General features: G+C 44.0%; 24 protein-coding genes and 1 other annotated feature. Of the genes, 19 read left to right on the forward strand and 5 right to left on the reverse strand.

Annotated features, from left to right (window positions below; all coding sequences use genetic code 11):
* Positions 1-3: 3 nt before the first annotated feature.
* Positions 4-1,728 (forward strand): ABC transporter permease, encoded by a 1,725-nt coding sequence (locus RRU94_RS12020; protein ID WP_315694515.1) that lies wholly within the window; start codon positions 4-6, stop codon positions 1,726-1,728.
* Entirely contained in the window at positions 1,725-2,789 is a 1,065-nt protein-coding gene (locus RRU94_RS12025) for an ABC transporter ATP-binding protein (protein ID WP_315694516.1), read from the forward strand. Before RRU94_RS12020 ends, RRU94_RS12025 begins: the two co-directional genes overlap by 4 nt.
* Before the next feature lie 59 nt (positions 2,790-2,848).
* On the opposite strand, the gene RRU94_RS12030 is transcribed toward RRU94_RS12025, so the two are convergent.
* Positions 2,849-4,537, reverse strand: coding sequence for a 2-isopropylmalate synthase (locus RRU94_RS12030; protein ID WP_315694517.1), 1,689 nt, complete (start codon positions 4,535-4,537; stop codon positions 2,849-2,851).
* A 54-nt stretch (positions 4,538-4,591) separates the two neighbouring features.
* Positions 4,592-4,813, reverse strand: a binding site (T-box leader).
* A 91-nt stretch (positions 4,814-4,904) separates the two neighbouring features.
* The gene (locus tag RRU94_RS12035; protein WP_315694518.1) at positions 4,905-5,282 is read right to left on the reverse strand and encodes a YkvA family protein; all 378 of its coding nucleotides are present in this window, start codon (positions 5,280-5,282) and stop codon (positions 4,905-4,907) included.
* A 156-nt stretch (positions 5,283-5,438) separates the two neighbouring features.
* Between RRU94_RS12035 and RRU94_RS12040 the strand changes: the two genes are divergently transcribed.
* The 7 genes from RRU94_RS12040 to RRU94_RS12070 all read left to right on the forward strand — a co-directional run bounded on the left by RRU94_RS12040 (position 5,439) and on the right by RRU94_RS12070 (position 9,597).
* Positions 5,439-5,801 carry a hypothetical protein gene (locus tag RRU94_RS12040; protein ID WP_315694519.1) on the forward strand — a complete coding sequence of 121 codons (363 nt, stop codon included), beginning with the start codon at positions 5,439-5,441 and terminating at the stop codon, positions 5,799-5,801.
* A 273-nt stretch (positions 5,802-6,074) separates the two neighbouring features.
* Positions 6,075-6,266, forward strand: coding sequence for a hypothetical protein (locus RRU94_RS12045; protein ID WP_242231693.1), 192 nt, complete (start codon positions 6,075-6,077; stop codon positions 6,264-6,266).
* A 179-nt stretch (positions 6,267-6,445) separates the two neighbouring features.
* Positions 6,446-7,270 (forward strand): methyl-accepting chemotaxis protein, encoded by an 825-nt coding sequence (locus RRU94_RS12050; protein ID WP_315694520.1) that lies wholly within the window; start codon positions 6,446-6,448, stop codon positions 7,268-7,270.
* Between the two features lie 98 nt (positions 7,271-7,368).
* Positions 7,369-7,689, forward strand: a complete 321-nt coding sequence (locus tag RRU94_RS12055; RefSeq protein WP_315694522.1) for an antibiotic biosynthesis monooxygenase family protein — start codon at positions 7,369-7,371, stop codon at positions 7,687-7,689.
* Entirely contained in the window at positions 7,679-8,275 is a 597-nt protein-coding gene (locus RRU94_RS12060) for a dienelactone hydrolase family protein (protein ID WP_315694523.1), read from the forward strand. The genes RRU94_RS12055 and RRU94_RS12060 overlap by 11 nt, the downstream gene beginning before the upstream one ends.
* A gap of 57 nt (positions 8,276-8,332) precedes the next feature.
* Positions 8,333-8,854, forward strand: coding sequence for a YfiT family bacillithiol transferase (locus RRU94_RS12065; protein ID WP_315694524.1), 522 nt, complete (start codon positions 8,333-8,335; stop codon positions 8,852-8,854).
* A 29-nt stretch (positions 8,855-8,883) separates the two neighbouring features.
* On the forward strand, positions 8,884-9,597 hold the full coding sequence (locus tag RRU94_RS12070; RefSeq protein ID WP_315694525.1) for an SMI1/KNR4 family protein: 714 nt from the start codon (positions 8,884-8,886) through the stop codon (positions 9,595-9,597).
* Positions 9,598-9,613: 16 nt separating this feature from the next.
* Here the strand turns inward: RRU94_RS12070 and RRU94_RS12075 are convergent, their stop codons facing one another.
* Complete coding sequence (locus RRU94_RS12075; protein ID WP_315694526.1) at positions 9,614-9,787, reverse strand: YjfB family protein; 174 nt, start codon at positions 9,785-9,787, stop codon at positions 9,614-9,616.
* Positions 9,788-10,029: 242 nt separating this feature from the next.
* Here RRU94_RS12075 and RRU94_RS12080 point away from each other — a divergent pair, with 242 nt between their 5' ends.
* Positions 10,030-11,436, forward strand: coding sequence for an N-acetylmuramoyl-L-alanine amidase (locus tag RRU94_RS12080; protein WP_315694527.1), 1,407 nt, complete (start codon positions 10,030-10,032; stop codon positions 11,434-11,436).
* Between the two features lie 188 nt (positions 11,437-11,624).
* Positions 11,625-13,547, forward strand: coding sequence for an S-layer homology domain-containing protein (locus tag RRU94_RS12085; RefSeq protein ID WP_315694528.1), 1,923 nt, complete (start codon positions 11,625-11,627; stop codon positions 13,545-13,547).
* A gap of 70 nt (positions 13,548-13,617) precedes the next feature.
* On the opposite strand, the gene RRU94_RS12090 is transcribed toward RRU94_RS12085, so the two are convergent.
* Positions 13,618-14,205 carry a VanZ family protein gene (locus tag RRU94_RS12090; RefSeq protein WP_315694529.1) on the reverse strand — a complete coding sequence of 196 codons (588 nt, stop codon included), beginning with the start codon at positions 14,203-14,205 and terminating at the stop codon, positions 13,618-13,620.
* Positions 14,206-14,616: 411 nt separating this feature from the next.
* Here RRU94_RS12090 and RRU94_RS12095 point away from each other — a divergent pair, with 411 nt between their 5' ends.
* From RRU94_RS12095 to RRU94_RS12105, 3 genes are all read left to right on the forward strand, one after another.
* Entirely contained in the window at positions 14,617-15,021 is a 405-nt protein-coding gene (locus RRU94_RS12095; RefSeq protein WP_315694530.1) for a hypothetical protein, read from the forward strand.
* A 228-nt stretch (positions 15,022-15,249) separates the two neighbouring features.
* Positions 15,250-17,055: a solute:sodium symporter family transporter gene (locus RRU94_RS12100; protein ID WP_315694531.1), complete on the forward strand. Its 1,806-nt coding sequence runs from the start codon at positions 15,250-15,252 to the stop codon at positions 17,053-17,055.
* A 137-nt stretch (positions 17,056-17,192) separates the two neighbouring features.
* Entirely contained in the window at positions 17,193-17,588 is a 396-nt protein-coding gene (locus RRU94_RS12105; RefSeq protein ID WP_315694532.1) for a hypothetical protein, read from the forward strand.
* A 103-nt stretch (positions 17,589-17,691) separates the two neighbouring features.
* Here the strand turns inward: RRU94_RS12105 and RRU94_RS12110 are convergent, their stop codons facing one another.
* On the reverse strand, positions 17,692-18,141 hold the full coding sequence (locus RRU94_RS12110; protein ID WP_315694533.1) for a hypothetical protein: 450 nt from the start codon (positions 18,139-18,141) through the stop codon (positions 17,692-17,694).
* 377 nt (positions 18,142-18,518) lie between these two features.
* On the opposite strand from RRU94_RS12110, the gene RRU94_RS25700 reads away from it, so the two are divergent.
* The 5 genes from RRU94_RS25700 (at position 18,519) to RRU94_RS12130 (ending at position 22,410) form a co-directional block, all read left to right on the forward strand.
* Positions 18,519-18,602: a putative holin-like toxin gene (locus tag RRU94_RS25700; protein WP_375164517.1), complete on the forward strand. Its 84-nt coding sequence runs from the start codon at positions 18,519-18,521 to the stop codon at positions 18,600-18,602.
* 352 nt (positions 18,603-18,954) lie between these two features.
* Positions 18,955-19,578, forward strand: coding sequence for an NUDIX hydrolase (locus RRU94_RS12115; protein ID WP_315694534.1), 624 nt, complete (start codon positions 18,955-18,957; stop codon positions 19,576-19,578).
* Between the two features lie 360 nt (positions 19,579-19,938).
* The gene (locus tag RRU94_RS12120) at positions 19,939-20,901 is read left to right on the forward strand and encodes a sugar ABC transporter substrate-binding protein (RefSeq protein ID WP_315694536.1); all 963 of its coding nucleotides are present in this window, start codon (positions 19,939-19,941) and stop codon (positions 20,899-20,901) included.
* Positions 20,902-21,276: 375 nt separating this feature from the next.
* Positions 21,277-21,831 carry a histidine phosphatase family protein gene (locus tag RRU94_RS12125; RefSeq protein WP_315694537.1) on the forward strand — a complete coding sequence of 185 codons (555 nt, stop codon included), beginning with the start codon at positions 21,277-21,279 and terminating at the stop codon, positions 21,829-21,831.
* A 162-nt stretch (positions 21,832-21,993) separates the two neighbouring features.
* Positions 21,994-22,410, forward strand: a complete 417-nt coding sequence (locus RRU94_RS12130; RefSeq protein WP_315694538.1) for a hypothetical protein — start codon at positions 21,994-21,996, stop codon at positions 22,408-22,410.
* Positions 22,411-22,707 lie beyond the last annotated feature (297 nt).

Consider the following 22,707-nt stretch of genomic DNA (forward strand, 5'->3'; position numbering starts at 1 on the left):
AGAATGATTTCACCTCAATCAGTCGCACCGGAAAGAAGAAGGGAAACCCCTTCTTTCTCTTCTTTTTTTGGAACGAAAAAATGGCTCATGGTACTTGGATTACTGCTTATTGTGTTTGTGTTCGTTGTTCCCGTATTTCGTCTTCTCCTTCTTAGTTTGCTTGATAATGGTGCATGGTCCTCGGCTCATTATGAAAGTATATTGAAGGAAGCAGCTACATGGACAGCTGTTAAAAACACCCTATATACGACAGCAGGCTCCACTATACTGTCGCTTGTCCTCGGTGTATCAATGGCCTGGATTATGGCCTATGTTCATTTGCGTGGAAAGCGATGGATGCAGTTATTTATTTTTCTGCCGTTTATTATTCCATCGTATATCACAACGCTTGCTTGGATTCAATTTTTAGGAAAAAGCGGCCCTGTATTTTCACTGTTCGGCTGGGCGCCCAATTTATACAGCATGGGCGGCATCATCTTCCTGCTGGGAATGTCTCATTACCCGCTTGTGTACTTGTTTACAGTAGATGTATTCCGCAAAATTCCACGGGAGCTGGAAGACGCAGCGAGAACGTCTGGAGCTGGCAGAAAACACGTTCTGCTGAAAGTTGTGCTGCCACTTGCCCTGCCCGGTATTGCGGGCGGCGGTCTCCTTGCATTTTTAACCAACCTGGACAACTTTGGTATTCCCGCTTTTTTAGGAATCCCCGCTAATATTCGTGTGCTCAGCACTTATATTTATGAGCAGATCGCTGGATTTGGTCCATCATCATTTGCACGCGCTGCCGTTTTATCTGTTTTGCTTGGCGCCATTGCACTTGCCGGAACCTTTCTACAGTGGCTGCTGCTGAAAAAAAGCCGGGTCACCGAAACCGTAGTGCGTGATACAAATCCGCGCATTTATTTGGCTTCGCGCCCGCAGCGGCTTCTTGAAGCGGGCATATGGCTGTTTTTAGGGGTGACAAGCCTGGTGCCGTTTCTTGCCATGGGGGCACTTTCACTTATTAAAGCATACGGGCTCCCCTTCCGCCCTGAAAATTTGTCGCTCGAAAACTATTATTATGTGTTTTTAGAAGATGCCAAAACTGGCTCTGCCTTGTGGAACAGTGTATGGCTGGCAGTCTTCACGATGGGCATCTGTCTTGTAGCGGGCACTGCTTTGGCTTATCTGCGTTATCGGGGAGATGGCTTTCTTGCAAAATGGATGGAGCTGTTTGTGACAGTTCCCTATGCATTGCCAGGCACGGTGCTGGCCCTTTGCATGATCTTTGCATGGATGCAGCCAATCCCAGGCTGGAATCCCGGCCTTTACGGATCGGTATGGATTTTGCTCATTGCGTACGTTACCCGTTTTTTTGTTTTGCAGGTTAGAGGCAGCTATACGGCACTTTTGCAGGTAGACCCCTCTATGGAAGAAGCGGCGAAAGTGTCAGGTGCACATGGCTGGGTCAAATGGCGGCGGATTTTGCTGCCGCTTCTATTTCCGGGACTTGCCGGCGGCGCACTCCTTGTTTTTTTAATGGTGCTGACGGAATTAACTGTCTCAAGCCTGCTTTGGTCAACTGGATCGGAAACGATTGGTGTTGTGATTTTTAATTATGAACAAGCAGGCTATACAACGTATTCCACTGCTTTTGCAAGCGTACTCGTGCTGGCCATTTTAACGGGCGGCCTGCTTTTTACTGCTTTGAGCAGGCAGTGGGAGCGAAAGGTGATGAAAAAGCAATGATTGAAGTCAACAATGTAACAAAACAGTATGGCTCCTTTACCGCCTTGCATGAAATGGATTTGAGCATACGAAAAGGGGAATTTACCGCCATTCTTGGACCATCCGGCTGCGGGAAAACAACATTTTTAAAGCTTTTGGCTGGTTTTATGAAGCCTTCTTCAGGAGATATCCATATAGACGGCTTTCTGGCTGCTTCGAAAAAACGGCTTGTTCCGCCTGAGAAAAGAAACATCGGTATGGTTTTTCAATCTTTTGCGCTTTGGCCGCATATGACGGTGTATGAACATGTGGCTTTTCCGCTCCGTCATCATCACCATACACGTGATGAGTGGAAGCAGGATATAGGGGCGCGAGCGCAGCAGGTATTAAAACTAGTGGGGCTTGAGCAGCTATTCGACCGCTACCCGGCTGAGCTTTCCGGCGGTCAAAAACAGCGGGTAGCATTGGCGCGGGCAATTGCACCGCTGCCAGATGTACTGCTGATGGACGAGCCGCTCAGCGCCCTGGATATCGAACTGCGCGTGGAAATGCGCAATGAAATTCAGCGTATTCACCGTGAAACCCATGCATCCGTTGTATATGTGACTCATGACCAGGGGGAAGCATTGGCAATGGCCGATAAAATTGTGGTGATGAACCACGGCAAAATTGAACAGATCGGATCACCGGAAGCTGTGTACACAAGACCGGAAACCGCATTTGTCGCTTCCTTTGTTGGCAAGTGTAATATGGTGAAAGGAAAATGGGAGCAGGATTTTTTCATTCCAAATGAATTTCCTTGGGAAAGGTGGCCGGACATCGGAGTAACGGAGTCTTTAAAAAAAGAGGGACTATGCCCGGTTCGCCCTGAACAATGGAAGCTGGCCGGAGAAAAGGAAGAAGGTTTAAAAGGAACGGTTCTGACGGTTCAATATCAAGGCAAGGAAATACACTATACGATTGAAGTGGAAAATGAAAACTGGACTGTCCACCAGTCTGTTTTTCAACCAAAGTATGGAATAGGCGATACGGTCAGTTTAAGCGTGAAAGCAGAACCATCGCAAAAAGCAGCTTCCTTTTAAGGGAGCTGCTTTTTTGAAGCATCAAAACCCGTTCCCGAGCCGGGAACGGGTTTTTACTATTATTTTGTTGCTGCAAAGCGTTCCTGTTCTACTTTCAACAAATTGTTTACAGCACTGAACAGGGCTTTAATAGATGAGTTCATGATATCCGGGTCGATGCCGCAGCCCCAGTAAACAGCACCATTGTCAGATGTGATGCTCACGTAAGAAACGGCATTGGCCTGTGAACCGATTTCCTGGGCATGCTCTTTGTACGTTAAATCTTTATAGGAAATGCCAAGCTCTTTTTGGATCGCATTATTCACGGCGTCCAGGCGGCCGTTTCCGCTGCCGTGCCATTCACTTGACTGGCTATTTATGTTTACTTCAATTGTAATATTCACTGCATCTTTTCCTTCAAATGTATAATCGATTAGCTTAGCCGGCTCGCTTACATTCACAAATTCCTCCATAAAGATGTCGTGAATTTCGTTTGTCATCAATTCTTTTTGGCTGCGGTCAGACACGTTTTTCACTTTATAGCCAAGTGTTTCACGCATTTTTGGCGGAAGTTCAAAGCCGTATGCCTGTTCAAGAAGATAGCCGATACCGCCTTTGCCTGACTGGCTGTTAATGCGGATAACTTCTCCTTCATACTCGCGGCCGATATCTTCTGGATCAACTGGCAAATATGGAACGGTCCAATGCTCGCGTTCTTCCTGTTCACGCCATTTCATGCCTTTCGCAATCGCATCCTGGTGTGAACCTGAGAAAGCGGTGAAAACAAGCTTGCCTGCATACGGCTGGCGGTCTGGAACCGTCATGCGGGTAACACGTTCATACACTTCCTGGATCGCCGGAAGGTTATCCAAATTTAATTTCGGATCTACACCATGTGTATACATATTAAGCGCCAACGTGACGATATCTACATTTCCAGTTCGTTCACCGTTGCCAAACAGCGTGCCCTCTACGCGGTCCGCGCCTGCGAGTACGCCAAGCTCTGCATCTGCAACGCCTGTGCCGCGGTCATTGTGTGGATGAAGAGATAAAATCACATTTTCACGGTACTTCATGTTTTCGCTCATGAATTCAATCTGGCTCGCGTACACGTGCGGCATAGACATAGAAACAGTAGCCGGAAGGTTGATAATCACTTTGTTGTCAGCGGTTGGCTGCCACACGTCAAGGACGCTGTTGCATACATCAAGCGCGTACTCAATTTCCGTACCTGTAAAGCTTTCCGGCGAGTACTGGAACTTAAAGTTGCCTTCTACTTCAGCTGCATATTTTTTCAACAGCTTTGCGCCGCTGACTGCAATTTCTTTAATTTCTTCTTTAGAACGCTTAAACACCTGCTCACGCTGTGCAAGGGAAGTAGAGTTGTACAAGTGAACGACCGCGCTTTTTGCACCGCGAAGCGATTCAAATGTTTTTTTGATAATATGCTCACGTGACTGCGTCAACACTTGAATTGTCACATCATCTGGAATCAAATCTTGTTCAATTAATGTGCGAAGAAATGTATATTCGGTTTCGGATGCGGCCGGGAAACCAACCTCGATTTCTTTAAAACCAACATCTACAAGCACTTGGAAATATTCCAGTTTTTCCTGCAGGTTCATCGGGATGATCAGCGCCTGGTTTCCATCACGCAAATCAACACTGCACCATGTTGGAGCTTCGGTGATGTACTCTTTTTGTGTCCATTTTAAGCTTGTTGTCGGCGGCATAAAGTAATTGCGCGTGTATTTGTTTACATTTTTCATTTTCTGTCATCCTTTCCTGTATCGGGCTCAATAAAAAACGCCCGTCATCTCTAGTAAAGAGACGACAGGCGTTAACCTTCCGTGGTACCACTCTCATTGGTTTATGCAAATGCATAAACCCGCTTGTAGGCTGATTACGGGGCGTCCGTCAAAGCTTACTGCCGTTTCAGCTTTGCCGCTCATGGGCGAGTTGGGGATGCGATTGACTGCCTTTCACCAAAGCGGCAGCTCTCTTGACAATCACGATTCCTTAATGCTCCCAATCAAAGCGTTTTATCGTTTCATTTTTTACAATCGTATTATCGATTGGCTGATTTGTCAATGAGAATTGAAGAAATTGTGAGAAAATTGTCTGAAGACGGACTTTTTACCGTCGCCAAATCCATAGTCCCACCCAGGTTAAAACAGCTGCCCAGATAAGCAGCACAAAAACACCTGCTGTCCAGTTTTTTGGCTTTCCATCTTTCATCAGCTTTTGTGCTCGTTCCTCGCAGTCCGCTGCTACCGGCTTTGGGATCATTTTTAATGCGAAAAAAATACCGAGCGGGACGAGAAGAATGTCATCAATATAACCTAAAACGGGAATAAAATCCGGAATTAAATCGATCGGGCTGAATGCATACGCGACAACGCAGGCAGTAAAGAGTTTTGCATACCAGGGCACCCGCGGATCGCGGCATGCGAAATACAGCATAAACAACTGGCGCTTTAACTGCCGTGCCCACTTCTTTAAACGATTCATCATACGTCTCCTTCTTTTTTTACATCATAACACGATAAATAGGCTTGGGGGCTTTTTTGGAAACACTCCCCTTTAGATGGGAATGAATACAAGAAAGCGTGGGTATATTGAAAAGATGTTCTGCTGCGCAAAAAGTAAAGAAAAAAAGGAGCGGTGTACATGTATTTTGTGGATGATCACCACGCCGTCAATTTTAAATTAACACAAATTCAATGGGAATTTGCCCAGTACGATTTAGAATATGCGGCTGCCTGCTATTTGCTGGCCGTGCCGATGGTATTTGAACATATAGTATCTGAATTAGACACACATGAAACGCCGGTTGACTGGATCATTCAATGGGAAGAGGATGATTCAGTCTACGACCTCAGTGCCGGCGCGGTTCAGCTTGGCCGGCTTGCGCTTCATTTATGGAATGGATCAGGTCCTTTTCACCTGCTGCATTGTTTAGAGAGCCTGCAGGGGCATCATTATGAAGTCGTAAAAACGGCGCTGGATGTAAGGATGGGAAGGACCGTATAAGAACGAGCTGAGCCTGGGCAGCAGGTTCTGCTCAATACATATATAATCTTATAAAAAATAATAGAAAAAGGTTTGAAAATAGATTTGCCTGGGTAAAAAAGAAGAACACACGACATGTGTGTTCTTAGGCGGGATAGCGTGAGTGGCTGTCAGTGTATTTGGCGCAGGCGGGGCCGGTGCAAAAAGGAAATGTCAGGATAATGTCGAGCTTCTTTCATTTTTTTCAGTAGGTTGCCTGATAGATCAAACTGAATTAAGAGGAGGAAATGAAAAATGGCTTCGTTACACGAATTTGATCCTGGTACAGCAGATATTCAGTCAATGCATGTTTTAACAAAACTAGCCGCAGAAGACGACGGAGTCTATATCTTAGCCCGTGAACGCGATGTAACGAGAGACGCAGCCGACAAATCCGATGAAGAAAAATTAAGAGATCAATATATTTTGTTCAGTAGTTTATTTTAACTGAATTTAAATAGCGAATAAGGGAAAAAAGGACCTCCAAGCAGCGTTTGGAGGTTCTTTTTGATGGATTTATTTATTCAGGATCATAAATGCCTGTTCATTACAAAACACCTCTATATATTTTAGGAGTAAGATGATATATACAGGAGAATAAGCTTTTTATAAAGAAGGGGATTTAGATGAGCCGGTTAAATGGATGGGTGGAAGCTGTAAAGGAATTACAGCATATTGTTGGAGACGATACAATGGTAGGAATTACAGATAAAGAAAAGTTTCTTGCTTACCTGCCAACGCCGAAAGTAGATTTTGGATTGAAAAAGGGGGATCCTATTCCTGCTGAGGACCAAAATCTCCGCAGGGCTTTAAGGGGCAAAAGCAGCTCGGTGGTTATACCAAAGCATATCTACGGGATCGCATTGCAGGCAAAAGCGTTTCCTATTCGGGATGAAAACGGACAGATCATCGGTGCGCTTGCCACAGCGGCGCCGCTTGAAAAACAGGAAAGGCTGGAATCATTTATTAGCCGGATGCATTCCATTACGGAAGGGCTGCAAAACAGTATTCAAACGGTTGCCGCCCAATCGCAGGAATTGGCCGCATCGAGTGAAGAAATCTCTGCTCAGTCACAGGCATCCTTAGACCGGACGAAACAAACGGTTCAGGAAGCGAGTGAGATTCATAAAATTCAGCAGCAAACCAATATTTTAGGGCTGAATGCGTCCATTGAAGCCGCGCGGGCAGGAGAAGCCGGAGCAGGTTTTTCCGTTGTAGCCAACGAAGTACGTAAGCTGGCTCTTCAAACAACTGCTGTCACAAACAATGTAACTTCTTCTTTGCATGCGATTACGGATAACATTGGTACGCTGGCTGATAAAGTAAGCCGGATCAAAGAATCTTCTGCCGAGCAGGCGGAGCTTGTCGCCCAGTTTAGTGCGCTTATTGAGGATTTAAATGCGCTGAGTGAAGAAATGAATGAATTCATGGAATCAATTTTAACGAAATAGAAATACATTCTTTTAAGTCCGGCTTCTGCCGGGCTTTTTGCTATTTTTTTCTTTTTTTAGTAAGGTTTTAGCAATAGAAGGGAAAGGGAGCGATCAGAATGATAACAGAAGCGGTTATGCTGCAGGTAAGGCCAGGAATGGAAAAGAAATACGAAGAAGTATTTCGCGAGGCGTCGCCGCTTATCGCCTCGATGAAAGGATATAAAGGACATGAATTGCAGCGCTGCCTGGAAGTGAAGGGGAAATACTTACTTTTAGTTCAGTGGGAACAGCTTGAAGATCATACGGACGGATTCAGACAATCGTCTGAGTATGGGAAATGGAAAGAGCTGCTGCATCACTTTTACGAACCGTTTCCTGAGGTTGAGCATTTTGAACAGGTCAATTTGGAGAAGGGAAAGCCAGTTTATGGCTCGTAACGCGGTCGCCATTGTTCTGCATGAAATATACGGAATCAATCAGCATATTGAAGGCATCTGCAGAAAACTGTCGGTAAAAGGACTGGATATACAATGCCCTAATTTACTTGGGAGAGCCGCACCCTTCACCTATGAGCAGGAAAGTGAAGCTTATACTTTTTTTATGAAACATGTTGGTTTTCACAAGGCAGCAGAGCAGGTGAAAGCACTAATTGCTGCGTGCAAACAGAAATATAAACAAGTTTTTTTAATAGGATTTAGTGCAGGAGCAACTGTCGCGTGGCTTTGTAGCGAGGAAGCAGGCCTGACGGGGACTATCGGGTTTTATAGTTCTCGTATTCGAAACTATCTGCACATATCGGCTGCCTGTCCGGTCCTGCTGTTTTTTCCGAGTGAGGAGCCGTCTTTTCAAGTGAGTGAGGTAATCAAAGCGCTCAATCACCCGCTGATCCACACGATTCAGTATGAAGCAGGTCATGGATTCAGTGATCCTTTTTCATCAAACTATGATCAAGCATCGGCAGAAAAAGCATGGGGTGATACATTGACTTTTATCAGTAAAAGGATGGCGGCTGCTCCGGTTTAAATGCTTATAGAGCAGCAGCTTCTTGCTGAAATGATACTAAATGGGGAGGAAAAAGCAATGAATGAGAGATTTCCAATTGGCTCCTTTGCCCGGCCTGATGAATTAACGGAAAACGTAATCAATGGCTGGAGAGAGGATATTAAAACCTTTCCTTTGCTGCTGCGCCAAACGGTAGAACATTTGACAGATGAACAACTTGATACACCTTATCGGGACGGCGGCTGGACAGTACGGCAGGTTGTGCATCATCTCGCAGACAGTCATATGAATGCGTTTATCCGCTTTAAACTGGCCCTGACTGAAGCCACACCTGTTATCAAGCTGTATAATGAGGCGGCGTGGGCGAATCTGGCAGACAGCCACTTGCCCGTTGAAGTGTCTCTTTCTTTACTTGAAGCGCTGCATGAGCGATGGGCAGCGCTTCTATCAAGCCTCACGAAAAACGATGTAAATAAAACATTCATCCATCCTGATTCGGGCCATGTAACGATCGGCGAAAACATTGGCATTTATGCCTGGCATGGCCGTCATCATCTGGCGCATATTACTTCATTATGTGAGAAAAAAGGGTGGGTATAAGTTTTAAACAAAGCAATGGAGGGACTGCAATGCTTGAAGCGAAGAGTGATCATGATCAATATGGTGTGTATCATTCCGTACCAGGTTTAAAAGAATTTATCGATACATACAAATCAATGCCATTTGAAGAACTCTGGAAAGAATACCATGCTTTTTTAAGCGGAACATTTGGCAGGCTGTGCACACCGCTTTTGCCAGGAAATGAAAGAGGACAGATTTTTTCGGTTTTTAACCATTATGAGGCAGAACCGATTGAAGACTTCGTTATGCTTTATACGCTTTATAACGGTAACGACGCCGATCAGTGGATAGAAGATATTGAACAAGAAGGCGCAGCGTATGCGCATATTGGGGGAAACCCGCTGATGAACTGGGATGAAATTGTCCGTGAAGTCGACTTTGCGGGCCGCAATACAAAAGGACGGTATCCGATTCGATCCATCCCGGCTGGTTATGTGAAAAATAATGAAATGCTGTCCAACAAAATTCCTTTTCAGCATGATGGAGGCGGCAACTTTATTGCTATCGACCTTGATCCGGATACGAAGGGATGGTACGGGCAGGTCGTCGAGGTGGATCATGAATATGAGGAAAGGGTTGTACTTGCATCTAGCTTAAAGGAATATATCATCATTTTATATTATTTTGTGAAAGAGCTTGGTGTAATTGATAACGGAGAAGGATATGAAGGCGATAAACCATTGTCATTTTATATTATACGTACAGAAAAAGCAGCGGATTGATCCGCTGCTTTTTCTGTTACGCTTTTACGTCAATTGATTTTCCGAGCGTTGGATGAGGAGCCTGCAGCATTTGCACCATTTGGCTGGCATTTTGCTGGGCCATATCCATCGTTTTTTTCGTCAGCGCAATGCTGACACTTTGGTTAAGGGAAGTCTGGCTTATACCAGTCGATAAAGCAGCGATATCCATACGTCTCACCTCCCTTTTTATTATCGGCTTAATAGTTCGAAAGTATAAGAAGATTCGAAGAATATCTTCATTTAACCAGTAAACAGGTAATTTTTTAGAAATATGGACATAATGACTATTGGATATCAAAAATAACAATTAGATTACAATTATAGATAAATTATAGAAAAATATAATGTAATATGTAAAATTAACCAATAGAGAGATGGAATTTGTAACAAAAGAGAACTGGAGGAAAAGGTTTGAAAAAACAAGCAGCAATGATTGGTTTGGTACTGGCCCTTATTCTATCAATGGCCGGTTTCGGGCTGCCTGCTCAAGCAGCCGGGTTTGTTGATGTGCCAAGCCGTGCAGCAAAGGAAGTTAATTATTTAGCCGAAGGAAAGATTGCAAACGGATCATCCGCCACAGTATTTGGCGCCGACAAGACCGTTACACGTGCAGAGGCAGCGGCGTTTATTGGACGGGCCCTGCAGTTGGATGGAACAAAGAGAGCCACTAACTTTGTGGATGTAGGTTCAGGGAATTTTGCGTCCGGGTATATACAGTCGGCGGTAGATAAAAAGATTTTCTCGGGCTATGATGGCGGCCGCTTTTTGCCGGATAAACCAGTAACGCGCGGCGAAATGGCGGTCATGATGGCGAAAGCATTTGACTATTCGTTCGGCGGTACACTGTCAGGCGCAGCCAAAGCATTAACAGCACGCGGGATTGCTCAAGGTGTAGATGACGGCACATTTGGTGCCGATCAGCTGCTGAAGCGCGCAGACTTTGCCGTTTTCCTTGCGCGTGCCATCAATCCAGAGTTTCGCCTAGTCAAAACGAACGATTTTAGCAAGACAATGTGGGCGAATGTGGGCGACTTGAATATTCGCTCAGGCCCGTCAACCGCTTATGGTTTAAAAGGAAAACTAGCTGAAAATGCACAAGTTTCAGCAGCTCATAAAGTGGGTGACTGGATTTATATTCAGTCAGGGGAAGTTGTTGGTTTCGTTAATGCTTTTTATCTGCGTGATACAGAGACAAAAAGCGCAGCAAGTGATCCACGCCTGTCGAATCAAACGATCATTTTAGATCCGGGTCATGGCGGACGGGATCCAGGAGCAATTGGCTTTGGACTTCAGGAAAAAGACGTTGTGCTGAAAACAGGCTTGAAAGTGAACGAGCTGTTAAAACAAACACCCTTTAATGTGAAGATGACCCGTTCAACAGATACATTTATCACAATCAATAATCGTGCTGCATTTGCGAGCAAAAACAACGGTAGTGTGTTTGTCAGTATCCATGCTAACGCCGCAGCAAGTTCAAGTGCAAACGGCACGGAAACACTTTATTACAGCGCCACGAATACGGCTAATTCAGCAGACAGCAAGCTGCTTGCTGAAAAACTTCAAAACCGTATGCTGCAGGCTTGGAATTTAAAAGACCGCGGTTTAGTAAGAAGAACGGATTTAGGTGTATTAAAATACAACACAGTGCCAGCCGCGTTGGTAGAGTTAGGGTTTATTACGAATAAAGAGGAGAATGACAAGCTAAAGTCCGATTACTGGCAGACGGTGATGGCTAAAGCCCTCTACTACGGTATTTTGGATTACTATAAAGCAAAAGGCTATGATGTTGATTCATTATACGATCTAGCTAATTCATAAGGAAAGCCAGCTGGCTTTCCTTTTTTCTTTGGCAGACTTCTAAACAAGTAAGAAAGAAAAGCCGAAAAAAAGAGTAGGAGTGCGATTCTTTTTCCAGTATGATGTATTAAAGGAATTATTTGAAAAAAGGGCGGCTATGAGCTGTAAACGCACATACAAGATAAGCAGTGAGGGGAGTTTTGGAGAGAATGAAAAAAATAGGTTCATATGTGCTGGCGGCCAGCTTATTGTTTCCGCTTGTGCCTTTATCCGAAAATAATGTAGAGGCGGCCGGCGATTCGCTTGGCAGAGAACTGAGTGCAGTGATTGAAGCCGGTATTATGAGCGGCTATGAAGATGGCTCATATAAGCCGGACAACAGCGTCACACGGGAAGAATTCGCGACGTTTTTAGCCCGGGCCTTGCAGCTGCCGGAAGGACCAGAGCGATTTAAAGATGTCCCGGCTTCAGCTAAGCTGGCTCCTTATGTAAATGCCGCGGCTGCTGCCGGCATCATTAACGGCGGTTCAGACGGAAATTTCTCGCCAAAAGCAACGATTACCCGCCAGGATATGGCGCTTATGATCAGCAATGCGCTCAACTATTTAGGGAAAGATGCCGCGTATGTAAAGCCGAACTTTACAGATATTGACAATATCAGCTCGGCGTATCGAGTGGCAATCGGCAAAAGTGTCAGCTTAGGTATCATTTCTGGGTATACAGATGGACGATTTGGTCCGCTGGATAACGCGCGCCGCGGACAAGCAGCTGCGTTTATTTACCGGATGCTTGAAGGAAACCTGCCAGAGCCGATTGTAAAGCCGTTTGAAACAGCGATGATTGATGCAGCTGGCACGATTACACCTTCAGCTGTTGCGTATGAATCCTTTGATGCTGCCAAACAAGCCATGGATAAAAACGGGGCTGAGCTTCTGCTTGAAAATGGAAAAATTGTGTATATGAAAGAGTATGGAGGCATGGTTTTTGCCAAGCCGGAAAGCGGTAAAGCGACGGTTGATCTTTATGCCGATGAAACGCTGAAAACGGCCAAAACGTATGTGACGGCCTCTGCGATTGGAAGCAGCGGCATTTCGACCGAGCTGCAGTATATTACTTCGACCGATGCATACGTAAAGGTATACCTTGGCGGAAGCGAGTATTTTATGAAGCCGGAAGATACACGCCTTGTACCATACGAAGGCGCAAAAGGGCGCGGTTATTATTCTGTATCAAATGGTTTGATTGTCCATCACATTTATAACGTTGACACAAACAAGACAGTCGCGTACACAGCTGGACCGGCACCATCATTTATGCAGGCAGGCTCAAAGTATTATAGCTGGGATGGTTTCTCGTTTTACAATGAAGCAGGTCAGCAGGCAGGGCGTGAATATCAATATTTCCAATTCCTGTCCGGCCGCACGAAAACGAATTACACCGCTGCCGAGCTTGATGCCTATATTCAAAAAGTGCTGGCGGAAAGACAGGAGATGGGCCTTTCTAAATACGCAAATGCCACAACGAAAAGCAAACTGATTGGCCTCGGTACGATGGCCAAAAAAGCAGAAAGCTTATATAACGTCAACGCACTTATGATCGTTACACTGGCGATTCATGAAAGTGATTACGGAATGAGTGATAAAGCACAAACGATCAATAATTTATTCGGCTTGAAAGTGTACGACTCTGATCCTACTGGCGGCTCTGTGTTTAAAACCGTAGAAGAAGGTGTAACGGCGCTTGCAAAAGATTACTTAGGAGCGGGATATTTCACACCGACTCACTGGCGGTTTAATGGCTCCGTGCCTGGAAACAAAACAACAGGCGTAAACGTGAAGTACGCATCCGATCCTTACTGGGGTGCAAAATTTGCCGGCCATATGTATACGGTTGACCAGGCAATGGGCGAACAAGACTTTGGCCGCTATACGATTGGTTTCACGAACACGCCGGGCTTAAACGTGCGCACAGGTCCAAGCACAAGTCAAAGCATCTTGTACACATACAAAGCGAGCGGCATGCCGGTTACCATTATTAAAGATGGAGAGTGGGCGGAGATCGTGTCAGATAACCCGTCCCAGACAGGCTATGTGTACAGTACTTATGTGAATAAGCTTCCTATAGCTGAATAAGTAAAAGCAAAACACAAAAATCCGGCAGGCCTGCGTGAAGGTCTGCCGGATTTTTATGTTTCTGGAAGTGCTAGCGGATCACACGCAAAACACGCCGGCCCAATGGATACAACGCATATCCAAGGAACACGCCAGCGATATTTAAGATCAGGTCATCTATATCCAAGCTGCCCCGGTGGGTAACAAACTGCACCAATTCGATCAAGGTAATAACCAGAACGGGTACAAGCGTTTTCTGCAGAAGGGAAGGGGACGCTGTCAGCATCCAAAACATGCCGTATGGTACGAACAGCACGACATTTGCGGCTATATTGTAAAAGGCCACAAATATATCTGCCTCTCCGCTTAAAAAAAGGCGGATTGTGTGCAATGGTATAAGATTCATATTCTCATAAGTCTGATTTGATGGCCGAAAAAACAGCAGAATGAGCAGCGCCGCTGTGTAAAGGGCCATTATCCGTTTTAAAAACTTTGCCGGTATATCAATTGTATCCTGGCGAAAGCCGTACACGAGTAAGAAAACAAGCGCGGTCAGCGTCGCCCATACAACAACAATGACCACAGGGTGAAGATACGAAAAAAGCATAAACCAAACAGGAAGGAATGCGAGAAACAATCCTTGCGACAGCAAGGCAGAAAAGCCGAATGATGTTTTCACGTATGCCGCTCCAGCTCTGCTTTTTGCTTTTTTTTACATTGATCAATCATGCTAGTGCCTCCTTTTCAATCAGTTTATCACAAGACTGAATGATCTTCTTTAAGATTCACAAGCTGGAAAACAATTCTGTAACTATTTCATGGGTTCATCTAAAGAATAGATTCTATTATTTTCATTAGCAGTAAACAAAAAGCGGCAATGGCTCATTTGGCAAAGGCGATCAAAAGCTGTCTGGCTTTTTTTGTAAAATCAACCCGCTGTAAGCTCTTCTTACTATATAATGGAGAAAATAACAAAAAGAAAGTGAGCAGGATGAAGAAAAGCGCAAAACAATCGATAAAGATATGGAAGATCCTTTTTTAATTTGGACTTTTTCTAACGCTGTTTTGCTGATAAAAAGGAGGAGAAAAAATGAGAAAAAAAATAGCCGGGCTGATGGCTGCAGGAATGATAGTCTTAATTGTCGGCTGCAGTGAAGAGTCAGATTTAACAAGAATTGACGTAGAACGTTTTGAAGAAAACCAGCTTGTTGGAGGGACGGAAACAATTGTAAAAAAAGAAGAGGTTAAGGCATTAGAGAAGGTATTCAAGCAGGTAAAGTGGGAGCCTGGCACCCAAGTATCGATGGCGACAATGGAAGATGTAAAAGTTATATTGTTTTTTGAAGAGGAAGCTGGCATGCCTGAGCGGCTGCAAACTTATAGAATTTGGCTGCATGAAAAGGGCACGGCAGAAATACTGGGTGAGCAAGAAGATGAAGGGTACGGAACGATGTCGAAAGAGTCAGTGAACGAATTGAAAAAAGTTATTCAATAAAAAGAAGAACTGAAGATGTATGCATTCTTTTAGGCAGCAGGGTTCCTTCAAAGCCGGCTGTTTCTTTCTGATTGATGGAAAAAAGGAAGGGAAAGGGGTTTATTCTATCGAAACATGGGTATGAGGATGGCATACTTACTGGGCACACGCCCTGCATTCAGCGACTATACATAATGGATCGCTTCTTTAATGAAGAAAAAAGACAAAGGGGATGGAAGGAGCGATAGGATGGGCAGTCAAAATATCTGGTTTACGTTGTTGTCGAGTGCGGTCATTATTGTGCTGCTCGGCATCTGGACGTACAAAAAAACAAAAGGGGCTAATTCCACAACAGAAGGATATTTTTTGGCCGGGCGCGGCTTGGGCGGCGGCTTTATTGCCGGGGCTTTGATTCTTACAAACTTATCTGCCGAGCAAATGGTCGGATTAAATGGACAGGCGTATGGGACGAATATGAGCAACATGGCGTGGGAAGTCACCGCCGTTTTGGCGATCGTCATCATGGCGCTGATTCTGCTGCCCCGCTATTTAGGCGGCGCGTTTACGACACTTCCGCAATTTTTGCGGGATCGGTATGACGAAGGAGTCCGGCGGCTTGCGGTTGTGTTATTTATGCTCGGTTATGTCTTCGTTACCATTCCATCGACCTTATATTCAGGAGCATTGGGGGTTATGAAGCTATTTGATGTAGAAAGCTTATTTGGCATTTCTTATACACAGTCCATTTGGATGATGGTGTGGGTGATCGGCATCATTGGCGCGTTTTTTGCCATTTTTGGCGGAATGAAGGCGATCGCTGTGTCGGATACTTTTATTGGCATTGGCTTGCTCGTCATTTGTGCGCTTATTCCAATCATGGCGCTGTATCAACTAGGAAGCGGCAGCATTGCAGAAGGTTTTCAAACGATGGCCACAAACCATCCAGAAAAATTAAATGCAGTTGGATCAAGTACCGATTCAGTTCCTTTTGCGACCATTTTTACGGGGATGATTTGGGCGAATCTTTTTTATTGGGGAACGAACCAGTATGCCATTCAGCGGACACTTGGAGCCCGAAACCTGGCGGAAGGACAAAAAGGCGTACTGTATACCGGCTTTTTTAAACTGCTTGTCCCGGTGTTTATGATGCTTCCAGGCGTTATGGCTTTTCACTTATATGGCGGAAAGCTGTCCTCTATTGACCTGGCATATCCGACACTGGCGGCCAATATTCTCCCATGGTACTTGCAGGGACTTTTTTTAGTTGTACTGCTTGGTGCGGTATTCAGCACTTTTAATGCGCTGATTAATTCAGCTGCAACGATGTTTGCCCTTGATGTTGTTCAGCCATGGAAGCCTCATTTATCGGATGCCAAGCTTCTCAGCTTAAGCAAATGGTTTACGGCGGGGCTTGCGGTTATCAGTTTTTGCGTATCCCCCTTGCTTATGTATGCACCAGACGGTTTATGGGAATTGATTCGCCGCTTTACCGGTTTTTTTAACATTCCAATTATCACGATCGTTCTTATTGGCATTTTTGCCAGACGTGTACCCCCCGCTGCTGCTAAAGTGGTCATTGTTTTCCACGTGATTACCTACTATATGATGATTTGGGGAACAAACCACCTTTTTGGTTTTTCGCTCGAAATCAATTATATTCATGTGTATGGTATTTTATTTATAACAGAACTCATCATCATGCTTGTTATTGGAAAGCTATACCCGACGAAAAAAGCATGGAGCTACACACCACATCCAAAGATTGATATGAAGCCATGGAAATATGCCCTGGCAACGGCTGTCGTACTGATCGGACTGATGTTTGAATTTTATATCGTTTTCTCTCCAATTGGTCTTGCATATGAAGGAGGGATCGTTTCACCCTTATTCTGGCCGGCATTAACAAGCTTGGCCATTCTGACGGCTGTTGTGGCCGTATGGGCCATAAAAAGATGGAATGATAAATATAGCCGTTATATTGAAAAACAAAATACAGTCCAGGCAGCAGAAACATCGATCAATGAACAGCTTGAAGCAGCGGAAATCCGCAAATAAAAGACGGTCAAAACCGTCTTTTTTTGCTTTTTATTTACCGAAGACGGGGTAAAGTAAAAAGCATGGCAGCAGGCTGTTTTTTCGGCGGTCATGAGAAATATTTTGGCCTTCAGCCTTAAATGATAGGGGGACAAAGGGTGAGAGAGCAAATTACTTATGATAAGAAAGCGGAAAGAGCTTATATACATTTAACGGATTTTAAAGCTGGTTCTGTAGCAGCAACAGTAGATTTGATGGAAAATCAGGAGGTTAAAATCCATTTTGGCCGGCAGGTACCGGTAATTGGCGTCGAGCTGGCAGGAAGAACCGTTCAAAAAGTAAAGTATTTGAATGGAACAGCAGATGTTTTTGTTCGGGAAGTCACAGCAAACGGATTCAAGCATTCTTTTCGGTTGAGTAACGAAAAAGCAACAGGTTCTGCAGTACATCCGGACGCCCCGCATGTTGTTTTTTTGTTTTCTGATGAGTCGTGCAACGAATTTTTGGGAGTTGACTTGTATGAAATAGGGGAAACGAAACGAGTCTGGCGGTAAATCATATCTGTGTGCCGCTGCTGTGCATGCTGAATTTGTCGGTCAGAAAAAGAAAAAGAGCTCTTTTCCTTTCAATAGGGAAGGGAGCTCCTTTACACCTCTCTTAGTTTTCATCCATAACTCCTTCGGGTACATCTTCTGTGTTAGCCGGGTCATCTCTGTCCGGAATAAACAAAGCGTCACGCACTTCAAGAATACGCGCAGCGGCAGTATTCAGCTTTGTCTCTGCATCAGCTGTCTGGAGAGTATCGCCGCCAAGCTGCTTGGCTAACGCATCTACTTTTTGTGAAGCGGTATTCGTTTGGTAAAGAAGAGAATTCAACCGGCTGAGTGAGCGGACACGAGTTTCTTCTGAAATCACTCGTTCTCTTGCCAAATCGGCATGAATATCTTCGAGCTTTTTATCTATGACTGTAAGTTGACTTTGGACGGTTTTTAACGGTTGCGTTTCAGTGTGGGTGGGAACAGAAGCACTGGCTGTTGTGGCTTGAGCGGAGAAAGCAAGGCCAACCGCAAGAGCTGGTGCTGCCGCTTTAATAAATGAACGTTTCATTATGCTGCCTCCTTCAGTGGTATCTATATCTTTTTAGTACCTTGTTTTGAGCCGCTTAACCGGATTTTCAATTCTTTTAACCGAATTGAAATGACATTGTAACGGCTGCGAAACAAAATAGAAAAAAGAGAAAGAGACAGAGGCAGCAGCAAGGTTTGAAAGCCTGAAATACTTAAAGAATAGAAAAATCTACTAAAAAAGAACTAATGTTCCGTTTTGTTTTCTATATTTACCAGCTCTATGCTATAATAAAAGTGCGTTGGAATTGCGTCTCAAGGGTGGACAGCATTCTTTTAATCGGCCGGCAGACAAAGAGCGCCGATTCCTGGGGCAATGTCTGCACTACCTGCCCTGCGCAGGCCCGGGGGGTGCTGCCTATGACGACTTTTCAATCGCTGATGCTGATGATTGCTTTCGCTAGTCTCGTTGTTTCAATCATCTCATTAACACAAAAAAAGTAATCCACCCTTGAGCCGACAAGCAGGGGAGTGGATTACCTTTCACTTTCATTTGCTGATCCCCCTTGAAGGGAATTCTGCGCAAGGCCGCTGGTGTTTGCCGCACCAGTGGTCTTTTTTTAATATGTTTCTTTACATACCAATTATACCCCAATCCAGCATAAATGAAAATCAATTTAATGAAGGGTAGAACGAAGGAAGAAGCAGATGAGGGTGGGAGCGATCTGTTTGCTGTATTCTTTCGGCTGCGACAGTTTAGGCTCCTTTCTTATGATAAAGACATTCAGGCTGATTTTAGAATGATTACGGGTTAGGTGAATCAACCTTTTTATAAAACAGGGAGGAACGGACAGACATGGAAAGTGAGCGACTGCGAATATTTGACGGAGAGCATCGTGAAATCGGCACGGCGAGTCGGGGAGAGATTCATAAAGAAGGATACTGGCATGAAACATTTCAATATTGGCTGTTAAAAAAAGAAGAAAACACCGTGTACATTTACTTTCAAATTCGAAGCAGCATGAAAAAGGATTTTCCGAGCCTGCTCGACATTACCGCGGCAGGACATCTGCTGAAGGATGAAACAGCTGAAGATGGTATTCGAGAAGTAAACGAGGAACTAGGTCTCGACTTAACAATTCACCATGTACAGCCGCTTGGTATCATAAAAGAATCGATCGAGCTGGAAGGGTTCCTAGACAGAGAGTTTAGGCATGTATATATGCATCAGATTGAAGAAGAAGTGAACTTTACGCTTCAGCAGGAAGAAGTATCAGGCCTCGTTCGGGCGCCTTTTGGCCTTTTTCAGTCTTTTTGCTTCGGTCAGATTAACTTTATCGAAGTGGAGGGTTTTAGGATAAACGAAGCTGGAGAAAAGGAATTCGTTAGAAAACGGGCAGATAAGCAGTCGTTTGTACCTCACTCTAAGGCTTATTGGAAGCAAGTTGCCGAAGCGATAGGCGCAAAGCTGTCAAAGTAAGCATTATAAAGTGAAGTATCTGGGCTGTGCTCTTTTCTGTTGTCATTCAAATAATCTATTTGAAGGTTCTTTTGCATTCAGGTAAGTTTAGGCAAACAAGCCGGATGGACATCCATCTGGCTTGTTTCTCTTCTTACTGACAAGTGTTTAAAAGAGGAACAAGAGGGTTTGGTTAAAAGGCTGTCTTCTTTATTTTTAGTTTTAAAGAAAAGGGATCCATGCAGCAGGAAATTGGAATCATTTAAACTCCATTATTATTTAAAAATATTGTTTACAGAAAATACAGAAAGTTGTAATATTGGAAGCGTATTCATTTTGCGCTTTTTGAGAAAGCGCTTAACCAAAAAAGGGGGAGTATGCGTGAAGAGATCTAGAAAATGGTTAGCAGCAATGGGGTTTTTATTCATTTTACTGCTGGCAGGCTGCAGTAAAGAAGCTGAGGGGCCGGAAGATAAAGCCGAAGACCATAAAGTAATAGGTGTTTCAATGGCAAACTTCAGTGATCAGTATGTGACCTATATGCTGGATGCGATGAAAGAAGAGGAAAAGAAACACTCCTCTGTTGAATTTATTTATACAGATGCACAAGATGATAGCTCCACTCAAATGAGCCAGATCGAAAACTTTATTTCCCAGGATGTTGATACTATTATTTTCTCTCCAGTAGATACAGTTGCTGCAGAAGGAATGCTCGATACGATCAACGGGGCCGGTATTCCAAGTATTGTTTTATTAAAAACCTTTGATGGAGTAGAAAAAGCAACCGCTTATGTAGGATCTGAATCGATTCAAGCTGGTATTATCCAAATGGAAGAAGCAGCAAAAATGCTCGGAGGAAAAGGGAATGTAGCCATTTTAATGGGACCTCTAGGGCATGAAGCACAAGTGAAGCGTACGGAAGGAAACAAGCAGGTAATAGACAAAAACCCTAAAATGAAAGTTGTTCTTGAAGATGCAGCAGACTATGACCGGGAAAAAGGCATGACGTTAATGGAAAACTGGCTTCAAACAAATAAAAAAATAGATGCAGTAATTGCTAATAATGATGAAATGGCGATCGGTGCGATTATGGCCATTGAAGCGGCTGGGAAATTAGACGATATTTTAGTAGCCGGTATTGATGCAACTCCGCCCGCCTTAGAATATGTACAAGAAGGAAAAATGGAGCTTACCGTTTTCCAGGATGCCATTGGACAAGGAAAGAGTGCAATTCAAACAGCAGTGAAAACGGCAAATGGGGAAAAGGTAGAAAAAAATGTCTTGATTCCTTTTGAACTTGTTACAAAAGAGAATGCAGCCAAATATGCTGAAAAATGGAAGTGAAATAAAAAAGCCGCTCATTCAAATGGGCGGCTTTTTTTCACTTTGACATCCTCTATTAAGCGAGCGGCTGTAATGAAGTAAGAAAATATAAAATAAACCGGGATTATGTTAAACAGGCTGCATTTCATGATGAACAAATTACAGAAAAAAGGTTACTGAGAAAATAGCTTTTTCATTGTATAAACAAATAAATAAAAGATCCTTATGATTGCTCTCATTCACGCAAAATGTAAATATACTAGTATGTATACTTAGAAGCATCTATTGTCTGAATGAGCAGGATAAGAGTATACCTAGTTTCACGGGCAAATCAATTACTATATAAAACTATACCATTGAGCGAAAACTGCTAATAGAAAGTGAGAAATAAAGGCGATGAAAACCATTTTATTAATCCGGCATGGCCGTTCCGCCCATACTGAAAGCAGATCTATGACCGGGCGGGAATTTTCAGCATGGGTGCAGGCTTATAACGAAGCTGGCGTACAGGAAAGCAGCTGCCCGAAGGAGACGGTTGCTTCTATAAAGGATGCATCATGCCTCATCACGAGCGATTTAGTGCGATCCATCGAGTCGGCTAAGCATTTGAATCCAGCTGTTAAAGTACAATCAGACGTGCTGTTTCGTGAAGTAGAGCTGCCAGTTGTTTCTTTTACCTATTTAAAGCTGCCGCCTGCTGTATGGACATTTTTACTGAGAACAGTGTGGTTAGCCGGATATAGCAGGCATTGTGAATCATATAAAGAAGCAAAGCGAAGAGCAGAAAAAGGAGCGAAGCAGCTGGCTGCAGCTGAACACCGTTCAATTGCTCTTGTTGGTCACGGCTTTTTTAACCAGCTGTTAGCCGGCGAGCTGAGAAAAAACGGGTGGAAGGGCCGCCGGAAAACCAATTCAAATCATTGGTGCTCAACCCTTTACACACTTGAATAGCACTTTTTATGAGATAATGAAAGAAACAGCTGGAAAATCATATGCGGTTACAAAGAGTAAGAACCAGCTTGTCTCATATCCAGCCGTTTTTATATAAAAGCAATATCTCTTTTAACTTAAAATGGCTGGAGTCCGTCGTATAGCACAAAAAGGAGCCATAACATGCAAAACAAGTCTTTTTATCAACAAATCAATTGGGTGATGATTGCCCTATTTGCCATTGCAGCTGCTTGGTCTATTTTTTCAACTTTTACAGGACTCGCCCAGCCATCCCCAGCTGACGCAGATGCAGATGTCCAGCAGTCACGGCTGCTGCCTTTTTTCGGACCGGATCAAGCAGCGGGGCTTGTCATACTAGGCGCTTTAGCCGCTTTGCTTATTTGGAAGTGGAGGCGCCTATTTCCGTTCAATGGGCCGCTTGCTTTAGTTTTAGGAGGCATCGTGTATGCTTGGATCTTTTTTACATTTACAATTGGCTGGGTCCGAATGGTTGGAATTTACGGATTTATTCTGGCAGCGGGAATAGGATTTATCATGGTGTTGATTTATGCCGTTCTGTCTGTTTTTCAAAAAAAATAATGGGCGAAAATGCGGACCTGACAGCGTTTGTCGGGTTCTTTATTTTTTGTCGAAAAAAATTACATTGAAAGTGTTTACAAATCAAAAAGAGTGTTGTACACTTTCAATATAAAGTTTTGAAGGTTCAGAAATAACTGAATGAAATCGATTTCAAATAGCGTTTTCATTTAGTGAGGATCGCTGGATTAGTTCTTTAATAATCCTATCAAAACGTCAATAAGCTGTTTTCAGTGAAATTGACTGAAATCGATTTCAGTAATGTGTTGCTTGATAAGGCAATGTAAAGGGTATTAAGAT

This window comes from Domibacillus sp. DTU_2020_1001157_1_SI_ALB_TIR_016, assembly GCF_032341995.1.
GTDB classification, from domain to species: domain Bacteria; phylum Bacillota; class Bacilli; order Bacillales; family Domibacillaceae; genus Domibacillus; species Domibacillus indicus_A.